Below are 19,760 nucleotides of genomic sequence, written 5' to 3' on the forward strand. Positions count from 1 at the left end.
GCCGGACGGGCCGGCGGGGTGCGGGAGGGTGGGCCTCAGGCGTCGGGCGGTGGCACGGCGTCAGCGAAGGCGTTGCAGAAGCGCAGTTCGACCGGGTAGGGGTAAAAGTCCTCGACGTAGCCGCTGCGGATCTTTTCCTGGGCGTCCTGCCAGAAGCGGGGGTCGAGCAGGCGGCGGTGGTGCTTCATGAAGGCCTTGCGGATCTTCATCTGGCCGAGCAGGAAGGTGGCGAATTCTTCGGGAAAGACGTCCATCGGGCCGGCGGTGTACCACGGCTCGCTGGCCATCTCGGCTTCTTCGTTGGGGGCCGGAGGGATCTTGCGGAAGTTGCAGTCGGTCATGTACTCGATCTCGTCGTAGTCGTAGAACACGACGCGGCCGTAGCGGGTGACGCCGAAGTTCTTCCACAGCATGTCGCCGGGGAAGATGTTGGCGATGGCCAGTTCGCTGATGGCCTGGCCGTATTCGCGCACGGCGTGGTCCACCTGCTCCTCGGTGGCCTTGTCGAGGTAGATGTTGAGCGGCGTCATGCGGCGTTCGATGTACAGGTGCTTGATGACGAGCGTTTCGCCGGCCTCCTCGATGACCGACGGGGCGAGCTGGCGGAGCTGGGTGATGAGGTCGGGATGGAAGCGGCTGCGCGGCAGGGCGACGTTGGAGAACTCGAGGGTGTCGGCCATTCGCCCGACCCGGTCCACCTGGCGGACCAGCAGGTATTTCTTCTTTACCGTGGCGCGGTCCATGTTCTTCGAGCTGCCGAACACGTCCTTGATGATCTTGAAGACGTAGGGATAGGACGGCAGCGTGAACACCAGCATCACCAGCCCGCGGATGCCCGGCGCCTCGATGAACTGGTCGTTGGAGTGGCGCAGGTGGGCGATGAGATCGCGGAAGAAGATCGTCTTGCCCTGCTTGCCGAGGCCCAGCATCGTGTAGAGCTCGGAGCGCGGCTTGGTGGGCATGATGCTGCGCAGGAACTGCACGTAGCCCGACGGCACCTCCATGTCCACCAGGAAGTAAGCGCGCGACAACGAGAACAGCAGCGAGATGCGCCAGGTGTCGAGGAGGATGGTGTCCAGGTACAGCATCCCCGAGGCGCCGTGGCGCACGGCGATCACGAAGGGGTATTCCTGATAGCCGTTGATGGCCTTGCCGATGATGTAGGCCGTCTTGTTGCGGTAGAAGGCCGAGTAGAGCACCTGAATCTGGCAGTTGACCTCCATCTTCGGCCATTCGCCCAGGTGCTTCTCGATGGTGCGCATCACGTAATCCACGTCGCGGTCGAGATCCTCGAAGCTGCGCTGCCAGTCGAAATCCTCGATCACCCGGCGAATCGTCGCGCGCAGGCCCTGGTCTTGCGGGTAGTAGCTCGAGTACGTGGGCGGGAAGGATTCGATGTAGTCGGTTGAAATGGCCGGACGGGCGAAGATGTAGTCGTTGTTGAAGTAGTCGCGGTGCAGGATTTTGGTCGTGACCGAGTTGAAGAAGGTTTCGGCCAGTTCGGGCTGCTTGTGGTTGATGAGCAGCCCGATGTACTGCAGCTTGACCGCCTGCCAGGTCGCATCGTCGATCGCCTCGGCGTTGAACTCCTCATGCAGGCGCTGCACGGTCTCGACCACCCGGTCGTCGTAGAACTGCACGCGCTCGCGCACCGCCGAGAGCTGGTCCTGCCAGTCGGCGGCCTCGTAGCTTTCCTTGGCACGACGGGAGGTTTCGCGGAAGATCCGGTAGTGCTTGTTGAAGCCTTCGACCATCGCCTGGGCGATGGCCTGAGCGACCGGGTTTTCGTGGGTGCTGCTGTCCATCGTGCCTCCCTTTCCCCTGCTGTCGATGCGGTGTCCGGCGCGTGGCGGCGGCCCGGCGCGCCCTCAATAACGACGAGTTTAGCACCGCGACGGGCCCCGGCAGGGAGGGCCGGAGTTGGTGCACTGCGGCGTGGAAAGCCTTGCTGGCCGCGGCGATCGGAGGCTTTGACCCGGCTGCCGTTTCGTCCATAATCGATGGCGTTTGCCCCGTCCGGCAACGGGATGGGCGGGGTAGGCTGCGAGTCGGTGGCGGGGTGTGTCCTGCCGGTGGCGTTCCTCGCGGAAAGCCTTGCGGCGCAGTTTCCTTCCCCGGGCCGATCCGCCCGTTCGATGCTAAATCTATGCGAGGGAGTTGGAATGAGTGCTTCTCTGATCAAGGTGCCGGCCGGCGGTCAAAAAATCGTTCCGGGCCAGGCCACGCCCGACAACCCGATCATCCCGTTCATCGAGGGTGACGGCATCGGGGTCGACATCACCCCGGTGATGATCAAGGTCATCGACGCTGCGGTCGCCAAGGCCTACGGCGGCAAGCGGAAGATCCACTGGATGGAGGTCTACGCCGGCGAGAAATCCACCCAGCTCTACGGCCCCGACGAGTGGCTGCCCAAGGAGACCTTCGACGCCCTGCGCGAATACTCGGTGTCGATCAAGGGGCCGATGACCACGCCGGTGGGTGGTGGCATCCGCTCCCTCAACGTCGCGCTGCGCCAGGAACTCGATCTGTACCAGTGCCTGCGGCCGGTGCGCTACTTCAAGGGCGTGCCATCGCCCCTGAAGGACCCGACCAAGACCGACATGGTGATCTTCCGCGAGAACACCGAGGACATCTACGCCGGGGTCGAATGGCAGGCCGATTCGGAAGGTGCCGAGAAGGTCATCAAGTTCCTGCGCGAGGAAATGGGCGTCAAGAAGATCCGCTTCCCCGAGCACTGTGGCATCGGTGTCAAGCCGGTGTCGGTGGAGGGCACGTCGCGCCTCGTCCGGGCGGCCATCAAGTACGCCATCGACAACGACCGCCGCTCGGTGACGCTGGTGCACAAGGGCAACATCATGAAGTTCACCGAGGGCCTCTTTCGCGATGTGGGCTACAAGCTGGCGCAGAGCGAGTTCGGCGCCCAGCCGATCGACGGCGGCCCGTGGTGCAAGTTCGCCAACCCGAAGACCGGCCGCGAGATCGTCATCAAGGACGCCATTGCGGACGCCTTCCTGCAGCAGATCCTCCTGCGCCCGGCCGAGTACGACGTGATCGCCTGCTGCAACCTCAACGGCGACTATATCTCCGACGCGCTGGCGGCGCAGGTGGGCGGTATCGGCATCGCGCCGGGGGCGAACATTTCCGACCAGTACGCCTGCTTCGAGGCGACCCATGGCACCGCGCCCAAGTACGCCGGTCTCGACAAGGTGAATCCCGGCTCGTTGATTCTCTCGGCCGAGATGATGCTGCGCCACATCGGCTGGCGTGAGGCGGCCGATCTGGTGATCCGCGCGATGGAGGCGGCGATCGGCGACAAGCAGGTCACTTACGACTTCGCGCGCCTGATGGACGGCGCCAACGAGTTGTCGTGCTCGGAGTTCGGCGATGCAATGATCGCGCGGATGTAATCCCGGGACAGGTCGGGGCGCCAGTCGCCCCGCCAATAAAAAACGCCGTTTCCCGTGAGGGAAACGGCGTTTTGCTTGACGACGACGCGCGGCTTAGACGCGGGCAGCCTTGAGGGCGGCGTTGAGCGTGGGGCTCGGACGCATCACGGCCTTGCACTTGTCGGAATCGGCCTTGTAGTAGCCGCCGATATCCACGGCCTTGCCCTGGACGGTCTTCAGCTCGGCGACGATCTGCGCTTCGCTGTCGGTGAGGGTCTTGGCCAGCTTGGCGAAGTGGGCGGCGAGTTCCGCGTCTTCGGTCTGGTTGGCCAGTTCCTGGGCCCAGTACATGGCCAGATAGAACTGCGAACCGCGGTTGTCGAGTTCCCCGGTCTTGGGCGACGGCGACTTGCGGTTGTCGAGCAGCTTGCCGGTGGCGGCGTCCAGGGTCTTGGCGAGCAGCACGGCCTTCTTGTTGCCTTCCTTGATGCCGAGGTCTTCCAGCGACACGGCCAGCGCCAGGAACTCGCCCAGCGAATCCCAGCGCAGGTGGTTTTCCTCGGTGAGCTGCTGGACATGCTTCGGCGCGGAGCCGCCGGCGCCGGTTTCGTACATGCCGCCGCCCGCCATCAGCGGAACGATGGAGAGCATCTTGGCGCTGGTGCCCAGTTCCATGATCGGGAACAGGTCGGTCAGGTAGTCGCGCAGGATGTTGCCGGTCACCGAGATGGTGTCGAGGCCGCGGATCACGCGCTCCAGGGTGAAGCGCATCGCGCGGACCTGGGACATGATGTGGATCTCGAGGCCGGTCGTGTCGTGGTCCTTCAGGTACTTCTGGACCTTCTTGATCAGCTCGTTCTCGTGCGGGCGGTACGGGTCGAGCCAGAATACGGCCGGGGTGTTGGAGTTGCGGGCGCGGGTGACGGCCAGCTTGACCCAGTCGCGGATCGGGGCGTCCTTCACCTGGCACATGCGCCAGATGTCGCCGGCTTCGACGTTCTGGGTGAGCAGCACTTCACCGGTGTCGATGTCGACGATGTTGGCGATGCCGTCCTCGGCGATCTCGAAAGTCTTGTCGTGGGAGCCGTATTCCTCGGCCTTCTGCGCCATCAGGCCGACGTTCGGCACGGTGCCCATGGTGCGCGGGTCGAAATTGCCGTTGGTCTTGCAGAAGTTGATCATCTCCTGGTAGATGCGGGCGAAGGTCGATTCCGGCATGACGGCCTTGGTGTCGTACTGCTTGCCGTCGGCGCCCCACATCTTGCCGCCCTGGCGGATCATCGCCGGCATGGAGGCGTCGACGATCACGTCGTTGGGCGAGTGGAAGTTGGTGATGCCCTTGGCGGAGTCGACCATCGCCAGCTTCGGACGGTGCTCCTGGCAGGCGTGCAGATCGCGGATGATCTCGTCGCGCTTGGATTCGGGCAGGGTCTTGATCTTCTCGTAAAGGTCGACCATGCCGTTGTTGACGTTGATGCCCAGTTCGTCGAACAGCTTGCCGTGCTTCTCGAAGGCTTCCTTGTAGAAGATCTTGACGCAGTGGCCGAAGACGATCGGGTGCGAGACCTTCATCATCGTGGCCTTCACGTGCAGCGAGAACAGGATGCCGGACTCGCGGCAGTCTTCCAGTTCCTTCTCGTAGAAGTCGCACAGCGCCTTCTTGCTCATGAACATCGAGTCGATGATCTCGCCTTCGAGGAGGGCCAGCTTGGGCTTGAGCACGGTGGTCTTGCCGCCCTTGGCGATCAGTTCCATGCGCACGTTGCGAGCCTTGTCGACGGTCATCGACTTTTCGCCGTGGTAGAAGTCGCCGTGGTGCATGTGGGACACGTGGGTCCGCGACCAGGGCTTCCATTCGCCCATGGAGTGCGGGTTCTTGCGGGCGTAGTTCTTGACGGCGAGGGGCGCGCGGCGGTCGGAGTTGCCTTCGCGCAGCACCGGGTTCACGGCGGAGCCGAGGCACTTGCCGTAGCGGGTGGCGATGGCCTTTTCTTCGTCGGTGGCGGGGGCTTCTGGGTAGTCCGGGATGGCATAGCCCTTGGCCTGAAGCTCCTTCACACAGGCCTTCAGCTGAGCGACGGAGGCGCTGATGTTCGGCAGCTTGATGATGTTGGCGTCCGGCTCGAGGGTCTTCTTGCCCAGTTCAGCCAGGGTGTCCGGCACCTTTTGCTCATCGGTCAGGAACTCGGCGAATTCGGCCAGCACGCGGGCGGAGACGGAGATGTCCGCCTTTTCGATTTCGATGCCGGCCGGGTTGGTGAAGGTCCGGATGATGGGAAGAAATGCACACGTGGCGAGCAGCGGCGCTTCGTCCGTGAGCGTGTAGATGATCTTCGAGTTCCCAGTAGCCATTAGTCTTCCCTCAGTGTTCAATTTTTTTGACGACGATCCGGTGCAACCCTCGCTGGCCCGGATTACTTGTGAAATGCGATTTCACAACCTGAGAAAAATATCACGTATCCCGCGCCTCTGCATCCTGAGTGTGGGGCTTGCCGAGAATTTGACGACGCCGGTGGCGGCTTCGGAATGCAAAAAGCCCGCGCTGCCGAAGCAGGGCGGGCTTTTCTCGAGCCAGTCGGGCGGCGCCCGGAGGCGCCGTCCTTCCGTCAGGAAGCCGGATCAGGCAACCTTCTTGGAGGACTTGGCCGGGGTGGAGGCGCTGACAGCCTTGACGGTGGCGCTGGTGGCAGCGGCAACGTTGGCTTCGGCGATCTCGGCGACTTGCTTGGCAGCCTTGGTCACGCTGTCGTAGGCGGAGTTGGCGGCGGCGATCGCGGACTTCACGGCGGCGACGGCAACGTCGGAACCGGCCGGAGCGGACTTGGCAGCCTTGTCGAGGGCGGCGGCGAAGGTCTTGTTGGCTTCGGCGACCTGGGCTTCGAACAGCTTGGAAACTTCTTCCTGGGTCTGGGAAGCGATTTCGTAGATGCTGCGGGAGTAGGCGACAGCCTTCTCGACGACCGGCTGGGCCAGGGAGGTTTGCAGGGCGACGAGCTCTTGCACGTCCTTGGCGGCCAGCAGGGCCTTGGCGGAAGCGACGGAGTCTTCCAGCACGGCACGGGCGGTGTTCAGGTTCAGGGCGGCGATGCGCTCGGCGCTGGCGAAGGCGGTGTTGGCCAGGGTCAGCAGGGTTTCAACGTTGGCCTTGTTGGCGGCGACGATTTGCTCGGGGGTGGTCATGACAATCTCCTTCGTGAATGGGTGGAATACTTTTGATGACACTTTGGCGATGCAATGCTTTGTGCGTTGCAGCATTGAGGGTTATTATATTCACGACGGGAGTGCTGTCAATACTTTTTTGTTGCGTCGCACAAGAAAATTTCTTGCTGCTGTAACTCCTTTGTAAACAGCGCCTTGACCTGTTTTGGGTGGCGCCCGGAAAGCAAGTGCTGGCGCGGGTCTGCGCGCTGCGGAGGCACTTATTGCGGTGCGGTGCCGTCCTTCTTCTTGGGCTGGATCGTGACCTGCACGCGGCCTTGCTGGCTCGGCAGCGTGGTGGCGTTGGGGCCGTTGGTGACGAGGTAGGTCTCGGTGACGCCGTTGAACTGGATGTACTGGCCGCGCACTTCGTCCTCGCCGCTCTTCACGCGGGCGCGCAGGAAGAACTGCGACAGTTCGCTGCGGGCGTCGTGCTCGATGCGCTCGCCTTCGCCGTCGACCCATTCGTTCTTGCCTTCGCGCTTCTGGCGGAAGCGGGCGAGTCCGCCCTCGCCGCCGGTGGCGATGCCGCGCTGGTAGCCTTCGGTGTCCTGGCTGACCACCAGCTTGTCGCTGCGGATGGTCAGCGTGCCCTGGGTGAGCACCACGTGACCTTCGAAGATATGGATCTTGTTCTTGTCGTCGACGGTGACCTTGTCGGCCTCGATGTTGACGGGTTTGCCCCGGTCGGCCTTTTCGGCGTAGGACGGGGCGGCCGTGAAGGCGAGCGTGGCAAGGGTGAGGCTGAAGGCGCTGAGCCGGAAGATGGATTTCATGGTTTCGGCGTCGGGGTATTTCGGTAAAGGATGCCGCGGACCTGGCCTTGGAGCCGGACCTCGCCGACGATGTTGTCGCTTTCCATGCGCTCGGCGGTGATCACCGTCTTTCCCTGGGTGAGGGTGACGGGCTTGTCGGCGCGCATCTTCTCGTCGTCGGGCCACACCGTCATCTCTTCGGTGCGCAGGGTGGATTCGGGCTTGTCGGCGTGGGCGTCGCGACGCAGGAAGACCTGGTCGGTGAGGACGACCGTCTCGCCGTCCTTGCTGACCTGGGCGAAATTGGATTCGATCCACACCGGTTCCGGCCGGTTGAGGTAGTTGAGACGCGGTTTGACGAGTTCGGTGGATTCGTCGTCGGCGTAGTGGACCATGCGGTCGGCGACCAGTACGTACTGGATCTTGCCGGTGACGTCGTAGCGGTGCAGGGTGAGCTTGTCGGCCGAGAAGTCCGCCTCGTGGCGGGTCTTGTCGGTCTTGGTGACGGGCGGTTGCTGGGTGACGCGGTCGAGCCACACCGACACGCCGGCGAGCAGCGTCAGAACGACAAGCGGGAACAGGCTGTGGCCGCGGCCGTTCATCGGATGCTCCGCGGGCGAGAGTGGGCGGCGCGCATCAGATGACCTTGGCGAGCATCAGATCGTGGTGGTTCAGCGCGCCGATCAGGCGGCCTCCGGCGTCGGCCACCAGCAGTTGGCTGATGCGCCGGGTTTCCATCATGTCGGCGGCCTCGACGGCCAGGGCGTTGGCGTGGATTGTCTTGGGGCCGCGGCTCATCACGTCGGCGACCCGGGCGGTGCCGAAGTCGCATCCGCTGGCCAGCGAGCGGCGCAGATCGCCGTCGGTGTAGATGCCAACGATGTGCTCGTTGGCGTCGACGATGGCGGTCATGCCCATGCCGGCACGGGTCATTTCCATCAGGGCGTCGGCCAGCAGGGCGTCTTCGGCAACCCGCGGGACGGCCGCGCCGCTGCGCATCACGTCGGAGACATGGGTGAGCAGGCGGCGGCCCAGTGCGCCGCCGGGGTGGGAGCGGGCGAAATCGTCGGGGCCGAAGCCGCGGGCGTCGAGCAGCGCGACCGCCAGGGCGTCGGTGAGGGCCAGCGCGGCGGTGGTGCTGGCGGTGGGCGCGAGGTTGAGCGGGCAGGCTTCTTCCCGGACCGCGCCATCGAGGTGAACGTCGGCCTCGCGGGCGAGGGGGGAGTCGGGATTGCCGGTGATGGCGATCAGCCGGGCGCCCTGGCGCTTGACGAGGGGGACGATCTTGAGAAGTTCCTCGCCGCTGCCGGAATAGGACAGCGCCACCAGCACGTCGTTGGCGGTGATCATGCCGAGGTCGCCGTGGGCGGCTTCGGCGGCGTGCACGAAATACGCCGGGGTGCCGGTGCTGGCGAGGGTGGCCGCAAACTTGCGTCCGATGTGGCCCGACTTGCCGACGCCGGAGACGATCACGCGGCCTTTCGAGGCGAGGATCAGCGTCACCGCGGTGACGAAGCGCTCGTCCAGCCGGTCGACCAGGGCGCGCACGGCGTCGGCCTCGATCTCGAGCACACGGCGGGCGAGATCGATGACGTGGGCGGGCGCGGCGGGATTCGGGGCTGAGCTCATGGCGGCGTGGGTATAATCGGGCTCAGGAGTATATCAGATCGACTATTCAGCCCGTCCCGGGCGCCCCGTTCACCTTCCATGGTCAATACCCTCGAGCTGGTGCTCGCTCTTCTTGCCGGTGCGGTGCTGGTGGTGGGGATCTTCCGGTCCCTCAACCTGCCGCCGGTGCTCGGCTATCTGACGGTTGGCGCGGCCGTCGGCCCGCACGCCATGAACCTGTTGCCCGACACGGGCGGCGCGCGCTATCTCGCCGAGTTCGGGGTGGTGTTCCTCATGTTCACGATCGGGCTGGAGTTCTCGCTGCCGCGGTTGTACAGCATGAAGCGCATCGTGTTCGGACTGGGGGCGACGCAGGTGCTGGCCTCCATCGTGCTGGTGACCCTGGTCGGCTGGCTCGGCGGTCTGGGCTGGGGGGCGGGATTCGCGCTCGGCGGCACGCTGGCGATGTCGTCCACGGCGATCCTGTCCAAGCTGCTGTCCGACCGCCTGGAGCTGGATTCGCGCCATGGCCGCGAGACGATCGGCGTCCTGCTGTTCCAGGATCTGGCGGTGGTGCCGCTGCTGATCCTGATCCCGGCACTCTCGCGGCCCGCGGACGAACTGGTCAATACCCTGGCGCTGGCTACCGGCAAGGCGGTGCTGATGCTCGGTGTGGTGCTGTTCTTCGGCCAGAAGATCATGCGACGCTGGTTCTTCTACGTCGCACGGCAGAAATCGGCCGAGCTGTTCATGCTCAACGTGCTGCTGATCACCCTGGGCCTGGCGTGGCTCACCGAGACGGCGGGATTGTCGCTGGCGCTCGGTGCCTTCCTGGCCGGTATGCTGATCTCCGAAACCGAGTATCGCTACCACGTGGAGGAGGACATCAAGCCTTTCCGCGACGTGCTGCTGGGCCTGTTCTTCGTCACCGTCGGGATGTTCCTCGACGTGGGGCAGATCATCGTCAGCCTGCCGGCGGTGCTGGCCATGCTGGCGGCGTTGCTGGTGGGCAAGTTCCTGATCGCCGGCGCGGCGTCACGGCTGCTGGGCAGTCCACAGGGTACGGCGGCGCGCACCGGTCTGTGGCTGTGTGCCGGGGGTGAGTTCGGATTCGTGCTGCTGTCGCAGATCGACGAGGCGCGCCTGCTGCCGGCGGCCTTGTCGCAGGTGGTGGTGGCGGCGCTGGTGCTGTCGATGCTGCTGGCCCCGCTGATCGTGCAGGCGAGCGAGAAGATCGTGCTGCGCCTGGTGCCGTCCGAGTGGATGAGCCGTTCGCTGCAGCTGACCAGCATCGCCACCCAGTCGATGTTCGTGGACAAGCACGCGATCCTCTGCGGCTTCGGGCGCAATGGCCAGTATCTGGGCCGGCTGCTGGAGCAGGAAGGCATCACCTACATTGCGCTGGACCTCGATCCGGAGCGGGTGCGCGAGGCGGCGGCGGCGGGCGAGACGGTGGTGTTCGGCGACGCGGCGAAGCGCGAGACCTTGATGGCTGCGGGCATCTCGCGGGCGTCGGTGGTGGTCATCACCTACGCCGACACGGATGCGGCGCTGCGTGCGATGAGCATGGTGCGTGCCTGCCGGCCCGACGTGCCGGTGGTGGTGCGTACCGCCGACGAGGTCGATCTGGAGCGCCTGCAGCAGGCCGGTGCCGCTGAGGTGGTGCCCGAGTCGGTCGAGTCGTCGCTGATGCTGGCGTCCCATGCGCTGGCGCTGGTGGGCATTCCGCTGCCACGCATCCTCAAGCGCATCCGAGAGATTCGCGCCGAGCGCTACCATCTGCTGCGCGGCATCTATCGGGGTGGCGAGCACCTGCACGAGGAGTCGCTGGAGGAGCGCCAGCAGGTGCGTCTGCACTCGGTGACGATGGATGCCGGCACCTACGCCATTGGCAAGCGCTTGGCCGAACTGCGCCTGCAGGAACTCGGCGTCGAGGTGAGCGCCCTGCGGCGGCAGCGGGTGCGCATGGACGACCCGGCGCCCGATCTGATGCTCGAGCTGGAAGACGTGCTGGTGTTGCTCGGCACCCCGTCCCAGCTTACCAACGCCGAGACGCGTCTGTACAAGGGGCTTTGACCCGATCGGCGCCTGCGTCCCGGGGTTGCGCGCGTTTCGATCGCGCCGCCACGGGTGGCGGTCAGAAAGCCGCGCAGACGGTGTAGAGGCTGGCGTCGTTCAGGGCGGTGGGGGCAATCGCCGTGCCGCTCGCGGCACTGTTGGCCAGCAGGCGCACGGAGCCGGTCGAGGGCAGGCCGTCGTCCATCGCGATGTCGATCTGGCGGGCGAAGTTGCCGGCGAGGTTGTCCTGACAGATGAAGAAGCTGCCGCTCCAGCCGGTCACCGGGCTGTTGCCGGTCACGCCGATGCGCCCGCCGAAGGCGTTGCGCGGCAGCCAGTCGAGCAGGGTGACGCCATTGGCCATGGGATCGCGCCCGTCGCCGCTGGCGAGATTGGCGAGCCGGATGTGCTGCCAGAACAGCACGCTCTCGTCGCTGCCGGTGGTGGAGTTCCAGGCGCCGTCGATGCGTCCGTTGCCGACCGTTCCTCCCGTGCTGGCCCGGGTCGCGCCGCTCAGGCGGTTGGCCACGCCCGGGTCGTCGCCCGGCAGCGCCCGGAAGCGATCCTGGTAGGCATAGATATAGGTCGAGAGGTTGCGGTATTCGCCGATGGCGTTCTTTACCTTGGCGCTGTTGATGAGTTCCTGGCCTTTCAGGACGCCGCCGAGCAGCAGCCCGATGATGACCAGGACGATGGCGATCTCGACGAGGGTGAAGCCGTGTTGCCGGTTTCTCATGGGATTTCCCGTTGTGCATCGCCCGCCCGGGCGGATGTGTCTATCCATACAGGATGGATAGTTTAATGCAGTTTGGGTGGTTGCGACAGCGGGTTGACGCCGGCGGCGGTGCCGTCAGGCGGCCTGGGGGGGTTGGCTGCGTGCCGAGGCGGGCACGGCGAAGATGCGCGGGCTCTGCAGGCGATAGACCGGCACGTAGCCCTTGCCCTTGAGCAGCAGCAGGAGCGGTTTGGCGAACACGAAGGCGCCTCGCAGGCGCTCGAAGCTGCGGCCACAGCACTGGATCACGCTGGGTTCGCCTTCGGTGCACAGGCGGAAGGCGAGATTGACCGTGTCGCCCCACAGATCGTAGATGAACTTTCCGCGCCCGACCACGCCGGCCACCACCGGCCCGGAGGCGATGCCGATGCGTACCTCCAGGGCCAGCCCGTCGGTGAAGTCGTGGTTGCGCAGGGCGGCCTGCATGTCGAGGGCGAGGGCGGCCATCGCGGCGTGGGGCTCGACCGGGTGGGCGTGCAGCCCGCCGGCCACCATGTAGCCGTCGCCGATGGTCTTGATGCGTTCCATGCCGTGCTGTTCGCACAGTTCGTCGAAGCGGCAGAAGATGCGGTTGAGCATCTCGAACACCTGGATCGGCGTCATGCCGCTGGCGATGCGGGTGTAGTCGACGATGTCGGCGAACATCACCACGACTTCCGGGTGGCCGTCGGCGATGGTGGCGGTGGTGTCCTTGAGGCGGGCGGCGATGGGCGCCGGCAGGATGCTCAGGAGCAGACGTTCGGAGCGCTCCTGGGCGAGCCGCAGCTGGTGGTGGGCGTCGGCGAGGCGCTCGCGGGTCTTGTTGCGCTGGCCCAGGGCGAAGCGCCACTGCATGAAGAGCACCGAGCCCACCAGGGCGAGGTGAACGGCGAGATGCGGCGCGTGGCCGGGTGCGTCGGCGGGGGCGCGCAGCGCGAGGGCCGTCAGCGCGACGATGAAGGCGACGAACCAGGGCGTGGCGCCCGTCACGCCGAGGCTGAGCAGGGCGCTCGCGGGGGCCAGGATGGCCCAGGCCGGCAGTCCGGCGGCCATCGGTGCCGCGCCGAGCAGGCCCTGGGCGACGAACGGGAAGGCGAGCATCAGCCCGAGCTGCAGGATGCCATAAGTGTCGGCGCGGCCGTGGCGCTGGAACACGGCGAGGTTGAGCAGCGCGAGGGCGGGCACGCCGGCGGCGGGGAGCACGTCCGGCGCGTCGTCCACGACCCAGGCCACCGCGACCCAGACGAGGGCGGCGGTGGCGAAAAGCACGCTGGCCAGGTTCAGGAGGATCTTCCTGATGCTGGTTTCGTCGTCGTCGTCCGCGTGCGCCCCGATGTCGAGGATGGCGCGCAGGAGGCGGCGGAGCGTGGAGCGCGGCGGGGCGTCGGTGGGCCGGTTGTCCGGCATCGGCTGTCCTGAGGCTGAAAACCGTGACAAGTTTCACGCCGGCGGGAAAGCAGGGTCAAGGTGGCGGACGGGGCTGATTGTTGGGATGTGTGTCGTAGTACGCAGTCGAGGCGACGCGGCGTGGGGGTGAAACCAATGGCTACACAATGGGCCGCATCACGGGAGCCGGCCGGCGCTGACGAGCCGGTGGGCGACGAGGTTGGGCGAGAGCCAGGTGACCCGGTCGTCGAAGGCGCCGCCGGGCGCGGTGGGGTTTTCGGATACGCCGCGGCTGTAGAAGAGCCGGGCGTCGGCGGCGGCGTTGCGGGCTTCGTCGCTGCCGGCCATCGGAGGGGCGAGCGCAACGCCCTGGGCGTCGATTGCGCCGAGGCCATTGGCGCCGTGGGAGAGGAGCAGGGCGGGGCTTTTTCCGCCTTCGGTGGTGAGGAAGAGTTCGCTGCCGTCGAGGCTGCGGGTCTTGATCTCGATGTCGCCGTCGGCGAGGCTGACCTTTTCGGTGTTGCCGGTGCCCCCGAGCGGGGCGACGTATTTTTGGGCGACCGCATAGCGCAGGCGGTGCGCCCAGCCGTCCAGGCCGGCGATGCCAAGGGTGGCCCACGGCAGCAGGCCGGTGTATTTGCGGCAGGTGGTGGTGCCGCTGCGGTCTTCGGCGCCGTCGGTGGCGCTTCTGGCGGGGCAGGGGAGGTTGCCGGTGCGCATCGCGTAGCCGAGCAGGGCGTCGCGGGCCTCGGTCAGGGCGTCGTCGGTGGCGGCTTCGGCGCGGCGGGCGAGGTGGGCGGACAGGCCCGTGGCGATTCCGCCACCGAGCAGCGTCACGATCAGCAGCACCACCGCCATTTCGACGAGGGTGAAACCGTGGTGGGGGCGATTCAGGGCAGGCATAGGGCGACGTCGGCGGTGGCGGCGGGAGGATGGGGCGTGGTGGGCAGGACGAGGGTGTCGGGTAGCGCGGCGAGCTGCCCGGCGGCCAGCGCGGCCAGGGTGGCGGGTTCGAGGTAGTGGGCGGTGTCGAGCTTGTCGGCGGGGCTGAGACGAGGCTGGCCGCTGGTGGCCCGCTCGCCCCCGAAGATCAGCGCACCGCGACAGCGCCGGCCGTTGCCGGCAAGGCAGTCGGTGTCGCCGATGCAGCGGGCGTAGCGCAGGGTGTCGGCCCAGTTGGCGGTGGCGTCGCGCAAGGTTTCGGTGCGACAGGTGCCGCTGAGCTGGGTCAGCGGCGGCACGCGGCCGAGTTCGACCGGGCCGTGCCGGCTGGGGCCGACGACCGGCGGGAGGGTGGGCTTGGCCAGGCAGTCGGCGGTGGCCTGGAGGACTTTCTGCAGCCATGGCCCGTAGCTCGGGCGACGTTTGAGCTGGCTGAAGATGTCGTCGATGGTGATCGCGGCGATGCGGTCGTTGCCGGCGGCGGGGCGGACGGCGACGGGAACGCTGCCGGTGCTGGCCGTGAGGGCTTCGACGTAGTGCTGGAGCTGGCGTGCGTCCGAGTCGCCTCCGCAGCGGTCCGGGCCCGGGCTGCGTGCCTGGGTCGGCAGGGGCGGGCCGGCGGCGATGACGAGGGCGACGGCATGGCCGGCCTGGTCGCCGGGGAGGATGACCGGCTGGCCGGCGGCGTCTTCGAGTCGGAAGGTGCCGCTGCTATCCCAGTTGAGGACGTCCGGCTTGGGGTTGTTCTTGACGGCACCGGACACCGCGTACCACAGGCACTCGCCGCTGCCGTCGCGCAGGTCGGGCAGGTTGAGGGTGAGGTAGGGCAGGCGGCCGATGCTGGCCTGGCCCTGGGTGCCGCAGGTTTCGGCGGAGCCGTCGCCGTCCAGGTCGGGGCAGGGCAGGTAGCCGAAGTCGGCGTTGGGGTGCTCGGCGTTGCGGTAGGTGGCGGCGAAGCCGAGGAGGGCTTCACGGGCCTGCGCCAGTGCCTGGCCGGTGCGGATTTCGTGGGCGAGCTCGCGGTGGGCACGGCTGTCCTGCCGGGCCAGCAGCCAGCCGAGACCGCCGACGACGAGGAGAACGAGCAAGGCCGGGAGAATCATGCCGCGCTGGCGGCGGGCGCACCGCATCAGGGGGTGTCGGGAGGCGGGTCGCCGACACGCAGCCGGTGCGAGCGCCCGTCCGGGCCGGTGACGCGGGCGGTGGCGGTGTCGATGCGGATCTGGCGGGCGTCGGCGGGGATGGCCTCGCCGTCAAGGAAGACGGTGGGCCGGCCGGCGCTGCGGGTGACGATGCCGTCGAGCCGCGGTGGCGGCGCGGGCGGTTCTGGGCTGCGAACCGGGCGGTCGATGCGATGACGCTCGGCGGGGGTGAAGAACAGTCGGCCGAGGGGCTCGGCGTACCCGTAGCGGGCCGGAACGATCGCCAGCAAAAGGCTCGACAGCACGAGCAGCGGCAGGAGGACGGCGCCCCGGCGGGTGGATTTGAATGGCATGACGGCACGAATTTAGCATAGTCCGTGCCGGGTGGGGCGGAAGGGCGAGGCTGCTCAGTGGGCGGCGAGGACGCGGTTCTTGCCGGAGCGCTTGGCGATGTACATGGCCTTGTCGGCCCGGTCGAGGGTCTGATCGGTGTCCTCGCCGTCCTTGAGCTGGGCCACGCCGGCGCTGAAGGTGATGAGCAGCTTTTGCTGACGGGCCAGGAAGAAGCGCTTGGTGAGGGCGCGCTGGAGGCGCACGAGGGCCGCGACGGCGGCGTCGAGCGGGGTGTCGGGGAGCAGGATGACGAACTCCTCGCCACCGTAGCGGGCGACGGAGTCCTGCGGGCGGATGTTCTCGCGGACGACTTCGGTGAGATGCTGGAGGGCTTCGTCGCCGGTCTGGTGGCCGTGGGTGTCGTTGATCTGCTTGAAGTTGTCGATGTCGAGCAGGCCGAGGCACAGCGGGGTGCCGCGTCGCCGCGCGAAGGCGGTTTCGCGGGTCAGGGCTTCGTCGAGGCCCTTGCGGTTGAGCACGCCGGTGAGGGGGTCGTGGCGGATGAGTTCGCTGGTCTGTTCGAGTTCGCCCTGCAGGCGGGTGATCTCGGCGTTGGCGTCGTCGACGCGCGCCCGCAGCTCGACGAGTTCGTCGCGGGAGCGGGCAGTGGTCTGCTGGACGAGGCGGGTTTCGCGCATCAGGTCGGCGATCACGTCGGTGAGTTCGGCGATGTCGCGGGCGCCGGCGATGCGTTCGGCGGATTGTTCGATCTTGTCGTGGTAGTCGCCGGTGGAGTCGGAGAACTCGCCGAGGCGGTCGACGAAGCGGCTGAGCATTTCCTTGAGGCGCGCCTGGGCGTCGGAGAGTTCGACCTTGAGCGCGCCCTGGCGGTGAATGACGTCGCGCAGGCGATTTTCGAGTTCGCCGAGGAGGCGCACGTCGAGGGGCTGGGCGAACATCTCGCCGATCAGGACGATCTGGCCGTGCAGCCAGCGGTCGTCCACGACCAGTTCGCCGATGTTCTCGAGGATGAGCTGGAGCACGCGCTGGAGGGCGTCGCGCAGGGCTTGCTGGTCCTCGGCGGTCCATTCGATGCGGGCTCGCAGTTGGGCGAGGCGTGCTTCGAGGGCTTCGCGGGCGATGGCGATGGGCTGCTGGCGCAGGGCGGCGGCGAGTGCGCGGGTCTCGCTGGCGAGTTCGGATTCGCCGGCGTGACCCGCGAGGCTGTCGAGCAGGCTGGCGAGGAGGTCGGCGAAGGTGGGGGTGTCGTCGGCCTGGGCGATGGTCGTGGCGCGGGACGCGGGCGGGCTGACCAGGTCACCGGCGGGCTGGTCTTCGTCGCTGTTGCGGGACCAGGCGCGCAGCAGGCCCTGTAGGCGTTCGGCGAGCCGTTCCGGGTGGGTGCCGGACGCACTGAGGACGCGGTCGAGCATTTCGCGCTTGCGGGCCTGGGTGAGCCCGCCCTGACGGCGGTCCCATTCGGCCACGAATTCGCGCAGCAGGCTGCCCCAGTTGAGTTCGGGGACGTCGGCGATCGACAGGCTGTCGACGATGACGGTGCGCACGGCCTGCCAGTCCTCCTGGGCGATGGCGCTCTCGAACTCGCGGGCGATGCGCAGGGCTTCGTGGTTGTGGCGCGGAAGGGCGGCGGCGAGCTGCTTGAGGGCGCGCTCGGGGAAGATGTCTTCGGCAACCGTACCGGCGATCTCGTGGTAGAGCGCGCGGTAATTGTCGGGTGTCGGGGCGATCCGGCGCAGGGCGAGCTGGCGGAGCGTCTCGCGGGCAACGTCCGAGGGCTGGGTGGTGTCGATCATCTTGGGTCTGCGCGGGGCAGCGGCGGCTTTGGGGTGCATCCGACATCCTGCTGGGGCGATGGGCCCGCAGGTCCGAGAACATAACAGGGTGGAACGCGTCAGATAACGGCCGTGCCCGACATGCCTTGAGGCTGTCGGGCGACCCGATGTGAAAAAAATGTTATTCCGTTGGGTTTACTCGGCCAGTCCGTGCTTGAGCCCGTAATGGGTCAGCTCGGCGTTGTTGCGCAGATTCATCTTCTCGAGGAGGCGTGCGCGATAGACGCTCACCGTCTTGACGCTGAGGTTGAGTGCCTCGGCGATCTCGGTGGGCGTCTTGCCGGAGGCGATCATGCACAGCGTCTGGTATTCGCGGTCGGAGAGCTTTTCGTGAGGAGGGCGCTCGGTGTCTTCGCCGATGGCGTTGGCGAGTTCCTCGGCCAGCGACGGGCTGACGTATTTCTTGCCGCTCGCGACCTGGCGGATCGCGGTGACCAGCAGCTCGGGCGCGCTCTGCTTGGTGAGGTAGCCGGCCGCGCCGGCCTTGAGGGCGCGGATCGCGTATTGCTCCTCGGGGTACATGCTGAGGATCAGTACCGGCAGGCGCGGGAATTCCTTCTTGATGATCTTGAGGGCGTCGATGCCGTTGCGGTCGGGCATCGAGACGTCCATCAGCACGACGTCCCACTCGCCCTGGCGCACGAGCTGCACGGCCTGGACGCCGTTCTCGGCTTCGCCGGCGACGGTGAGGTCGGGGGTGTCGGAAAGGATCTGGCGCAGGCCCTGGCGGACGATCGCGTGGTCGTCGGCTATCAGTACCCGGATGGGCTTGCTCATGGGGTGCTCCGGTTGGGGGTGGGCGCCTCCTCCGAAGGCGTGGTCAGGAGGGGCGCGCGCAGGGTCAGGCGCGTTCCGTGGGGCTCGACGTCGCGCAGGTCGAGATGGCCGCCCAGGCTGGTGAGCCGCTCGCGGATGCCGCGCAACCCGAAGGAGCGCGGCTTCTGCAGATCGGTGGCGGCGAGGCCGCAGCCGTTGTCGGCGATCTCGAGTACCACTTCGTCTCCCTCTTGCATGAGTCTGACCGTGACCGCGGTGGCGCGGGCGTGTTTGCTGACATTGGTCAGCGCCTCCTGGAAGACGCGGAAAAAGGCCAGAGCCGTATCGTAGTCCGGGTCGAGATCATGGTCGGTACAAAGAATGTTACAGGCGATGCCGGTGCGCTGGGCGAAGTCCTCGCCCTGGGATTCGATGGCCGCGGCGAGGCCGAAATCCTTGAGGATGCCGGGGCGCAGCTCGCGGGTCACGCGGCCGACGGTGGCGATGGCGTCGTCCACCATCCGCCCCACGTTGCGGGCCCGTTCGCGGGCCTGGGCCGGGTTGTTGTCGAGCTTGGACTCGAGCAGCGACATCTCGAACTTCATGGCGACCAGGGTGCCGCCGAGCACGTCGTGCACGTCGCGGGCGATGCGCTCGCGCTCGTCTTCCTTGATGCGCTGCAGGTGGTTGGACAGCGCGGCGAGCTGACTGCGGGATTCGCGCAGGTCGGCCTCGACGCGCTTGCTGTGGGTGATGTTCCACATCACGCCCTCCCACACCACCGCGCCCATCTCGGAGAGGCGCGGCGAGCTGCGCAGGTTGATCCATTTCTGCTCGCCGGTGGCCAGCTGGATGCGGCCTTCCCAGTTGAGGGTGGACAGGTGCTCGGCCGAGGTCGAGGCGGCCTCCATGAAGCCGGGCAGGTCTTCCTTCAGCAGCCAGTTCATCCAGCCGGCGGCGCTGCCGATCAGCTCGTCGGCCGAGGTGCCGAAGAGCATCGTCGCCGCCTCGCTGAGATACTGGAAACCGAGCATGCCGTCGGGCGTGTAGCCCATCTGGAACACCACGCCCGGGATGTTGTCGGTGAGGGCCCGCAGGCGTGCCGCGCTCTGGCGCAGGGTCTGCTCGGCGCGGCGCTTCTCGCGGCGGTTGCAGACTTCGCGCATCTCCCGTTCGACCGCCGGAACGAGGCGGTCGAGGTTGTTCTTGCTGAGGTAGTCGTGGGCGCCCGCCCGCATCGCGGCAATCGCTTCGTCCTCCTGCATCACGCCCGAAACGATGATGAAGGGCAGGTCGATGCCGAGTTCCTGGGTCGTGCGCAGGGCCGCCTGGGCGTTGAAGCCCGGCAGGTTGTGGTCGCACAGGATGACGTCCCAGTTTTCCCGCTGCAGCGCCTCGCGCACGCCCTCTTCGGTGGCCACCTGCAGGTAGGTGGGCGCGTAGCCGGCGTTGCGGAAGCGGTGCAGCAGCAGGATGACGTCGTTCTCGGCGTCTTCGATGAACAGCAGTCGGATCGGCGGTTTGGGCTGGCAGTCCGCGCCGGCGGAGGGGGCGTCCGGCTTGAGGGCAGGGGACATACGTGTCGAGTG

General features: G+C 66.9%; 16 protein-coding genes. 2 read left to right on the plus strand and 14 right to left on the minus strand.

Translation table 11 applies throughout. From position 1 onward, the window contains the following. Positions 1–35 precede the first annotated feature (35 nt). Entirely contained in the window at positions 36–1,805 is a 1,770-nt protein-coding gene (gene aceK / locus ACE3P2_RS12710; protein WP_374264985.1) for a bifunctional isocitrate dehydrogenase kinase/phosphatase, read from the minus strand. A gap of 357 nt (positions 1,806–2,162) precedes the next feature. On the opposite strand from aceK, the gene icd reads away from it, so the two are divergent. Beyond that, positions 2,163–3,407 (plus strand): NADP-dependent isocitrate dehydrogenase, encoded by a 1,245-nt coding sequence (icd, locus tag ACE3P2_RS12715; RefSeq protein WP_374264987.1) that lies wholly within the window; start codon positions 2,163–2,165, stop codon positions 3,405–3,407. A gap of 93 nt (positions 3,408–3,500) precedes the next feature. Here icd and ACE3P2_RS12720 read toward each other — a convergent pair whose 3' ends face one another. The 5 genes from ACE3P2_RS12720 to ACE3P2_RS12740 form a co-directional block, all read right to left on the minus strand. Continuing rightward, complete coding sequence (locus ACE3P2_RS12720) at positions 3,501–5,738, minus strand: NADP-dependent isocitrate dehydrogenase (RefSeq protein WP_374264989.1); 2,238 nt, start codon at positions 5,736–5,738, stop codon at positions 3,501–3,503. Between the two features lie 267 nt (positions 5,739–6,005). Continuing rightward, the gene (gene phaP / locus ACE3P2_RS12725; protein ID WP_374264991.1) at positions 6,006–6,566 is read right to left on the minus strand and encodes a TIGR01841 family phasin; all 561 of its coding nucleotides are present in this window, start codon (positions 6,564–6,566) and stop codon (positions 6,006–6,008) included. A 239-nt stretch (positions 6,567–6,805) separates the two neighbouring features. Further along, positions 6,806–7,360: a lipopolysaccharide transport periplasmic protein LptA gene (gene lptA / locus ACE3P2_RS12730; protein WP_374264993.1), complete on the minus strand. Its 555-nt coding sequence runs from the start codon at positions 7,358–7,360 to the stop codon at positions 6,806–6,808. Continuing rightward, positions 7,357–7,941, minus strand: coding sequence for an LPS export ABC transporter periplasmic protein LptC (gene lptC / locus ACE3P2_RS12735; RefSeq protein ID WP_374264995.1), 585 nt, complete (start codon positions 7,939–7,941; stop codon positions 7,357–7,359). Before lptC ends, lptA begins: the two co-directional genes overlap by 4 nt. A 34-nt stretch (positions 7,942–7,975) precedes the next feature. Continuing rightward, the gene (locus tag ACE3P2_RS12740; RefSeq protein ID WP_374264997.1) at positions 7,976–8,968 is read right to left on the minus strand and encodes an SIS domain-containing protein; all 993 of its coding nucleotides are present in this window, start codon (positions 8,966–8,968) and stop codon (positions 7,976–7,978) included. 78 nt (positions 8,969–9,046) lie between these two features. Here ACE3P2_RS12740 and ACE3P2_RS12745 point away from each other — a divergent pair, with 78 nt between their 5' ends. Next, positions 9,047–11,023: a cation:proton antiporter gene (locus ACE3P2_RS12745; RefSeq protein WP_374264999.1), complete on the plus strand. Its 1,977-nt coding sequence runs from the start codon at positions 9,047–9,049 to the stop codon at positions 11,021–11,023. A 61-nt stretch (positions 11,024–11,084) separates the two neighbouring features. Here ACE3P2_RS12745 and ACE3P2_RS12750 read toward each other — a convergent pair whose 3' ends face one another. From ACE3P2_RS12750 to ACE3P2_RS12785, 8 genes are all read right to left on the minus strand, one after another. Next, entirely contained in the window at positions 11,085–11,741 is a 657-nt protein-coding gene (locus tag ACE3P2_RS12750) for a prepilin-type N-terminal cleavage/methylation domain-containing protein (RefSeq protein ID WP_374265001.1), read from the minus strand. 114 nt (positions 11,742–11,855) lie between these two features. Further along, positions 11,856–13,166, minus strand: coding sequence for an adenylate/guanylate cyclase domain-containing protein (locus ACE3P2_RS12755; protein ID WP_374265003.1), 1,311 nt, complete (start codon positions 13,164–13,166; stop codon positions 11,856–11,858). Positions 13,167–13,322: 156 nt separating this feature from the next. Further along, positions 13,323–14,048, minus strand: a complete 726-nt coding sequence (locus ACE3P2_RS12760) for a type II secretion system protein (RefSeq protein WP_374265005.1) — start codon at positions 14,046–14,048, stop codon at positions 13,323–13,325. Beyond that, a complete protein-coding gene (locus ACE3P2_RS12765; protein ID WP_374265007.1) occupies positions 14,036–15,217 on the minus strand; it encodes a hypothetical protein in 1,182 nt (393 codons plus the stop codon). The genes ACE3P2_RS12760 and ACE3P2_RS12765 overlap by 13 nt, the downstream gene beginning before the upstream one ends. After that, on the minus strand, positions 15,217–15,582 hold the full coding sequence (locus tag ACE3P2_RS12770) for a hypothetical protein (protein WP_374265009.1): 366 nt from the start codon (positions 15,580–15,582) through the stop codon (positions 15,217–15,219). Before ACE3P2_RS12770 ends, ACE3P2_RS12765 begins: the two co-directional genes overlap by 1 nt. Before the next feature lie 54 nt (positions 15,583–15,636). After that, positions 15,637–17,376, minus strand: coding sequence for a diguanylate cyclase (locus ACE3P2_RS12775; protein WP_374265011.1), 1,740 nt, complete (start codon positions 17,374–17,376; stop codon positions 15,637–15,639). A gap of 174 nt (positions 17,377–17,550) precedes the next feature. Then, positions 17,551–18,192, minus strand: a complete 642-nt coding sequence (locus ACE3P2_RS12780) for a response regulator (RefSeq protein WP_374265013.1) — start codon at positions 18,190–18,192, stop codon at positions 17,551–17,553. Next, on the minus strand, positions 18,189–19,748 hold the full coding sequence (locus ACE3P2_RS12785) for a histidine kinase (RefSeq protein WP_374265015.1): 1,560 nt from the start codon (positions 19,746–19,748) through the stop codon (positions 18,189–18,191). Before ACE3P2_RS12785 ends, ACE3P2_RS12780 begins: the two co-directional genes overlap by 4 nt. Between the last annotated feature and the right edge of the window lie 12 nt (positions 19,749–19,760).

The organism is Zoogloea sp. (assembly GCF_041911615.1).
GTDB lineage: Bacteria > Pseudomonadota > Gammaproteobacteria > Burkholderiales > Rhodocyclaceae > Zoogloea.

Coding starts and splice junctions, on each gene's coding strand:
- aceK (WP_374264985.1), bottom strand. CDS start 1,805: ATGGACAGCAGCACCCACGAAAACCCGGTCGCTCAGGCCATCGCCCAG.
- icd (WP_374264987.1), top strand. CDS start 2,163: ATGAGTGCTTCTCTGATCAAGGTGCCGGCCGGCGGTCAAAAAATCGTT.
- ACE3P2_RS12720 (WP_374264989.1), bottom strand. CDS start 5,738: ATGGCTACTGGGAACTCGAAGATCATCTACACGCTCACGGACGAAGCG.
- phaP (WP_374264991.1), bottom strand. CDS start 6,566: ATGACCACCCCCGAGCAAATCGTCGCCGCCAACAAGGCCAACGTTGAA.
- lptA (WP_374264993.1), bottom strand. CDS start 7,360: ATGAAATCCATCTTCCGGCTCAGCGCCTTCAGCCTCACCCTTGCCACG.
- lptC (WP_374264995.1), bottom strand. CDS start 7,941: ATGAACGGCCGCGGCCACAGCCTGTTCCCGCTTGTCGTTCTGACGCTG.
- ACE3P2_RS12740 (WP_374264997.1), bottom strand. CDS start 8,968: ATGAGCTCAGCCCCGAATCCCGCCGCGCCCGCCCACGTCATCGATCTC.
- ACE3P2_RS12745 (WP_374264999.1), top strand. CDS start 9,047: ATGGTCAATACCCTCGAGCTGGTGCTCGCTCTTCTTGCCGGTGCGGTG.
- ACE3P2_RS12750 (WP_374265001.1), bottom strand. CDS start 11,741: ATGAGAAACCGGCAACACGGCTTCACCCTCGTCGAGATCGCCATCGTC.
- ACE3P2_RS12755 (WP_374265003.1), bottom strand. CDS start 13,166: ATGCCGGACAACCGGCCCACCGACGCCCCGCCGCGCTCCACGCTCCGC.
- ACE3P2_RS12760 (WP_374265005.1), bottom strand. CDS start 14,048: ATGCCTGCCCTGAATCGCCCCCACCACGGTTTCACCCTCGTCGAAATG.
- ACE3P2_RS12765 (WP_374265007.1), bottom strand. CDS start 15,217: ATGCGGTGCGCCCGCCGCCAGCGCGGCATGATTCTCCCGGCCTTGCTC.
- ACE3P2_RS12770 (WP_374265009.1), bottom strand. CDS start 15,582: ATGCCATTCAAATCCACCCGCCGGGGCGCCGTCCTCCTGCCGCTGCTC.
- ACE3P2_RS12775 (WP_374265011.1), bottom strand. CDS start 17,376: ATGATCGACACCACCCAGCCCTCGGACGTTGCCCGCGAGACGCTCCGC.
- ACE3P2_RS12780 (WP_374265013.1), bottom strand. CDS start 18,192: ATGAGCAAGCCCATCCGGGTACTGATAGCCGACGACCACGCGATCGTC.
- ACE3P2_RS12785 (WP_374265015.1), bottom strand. CDS start 19,748: ATGTCCCCTGCCCTCAAGCCGGACGCCCCCTCCGCCGGCGCGGACTGC.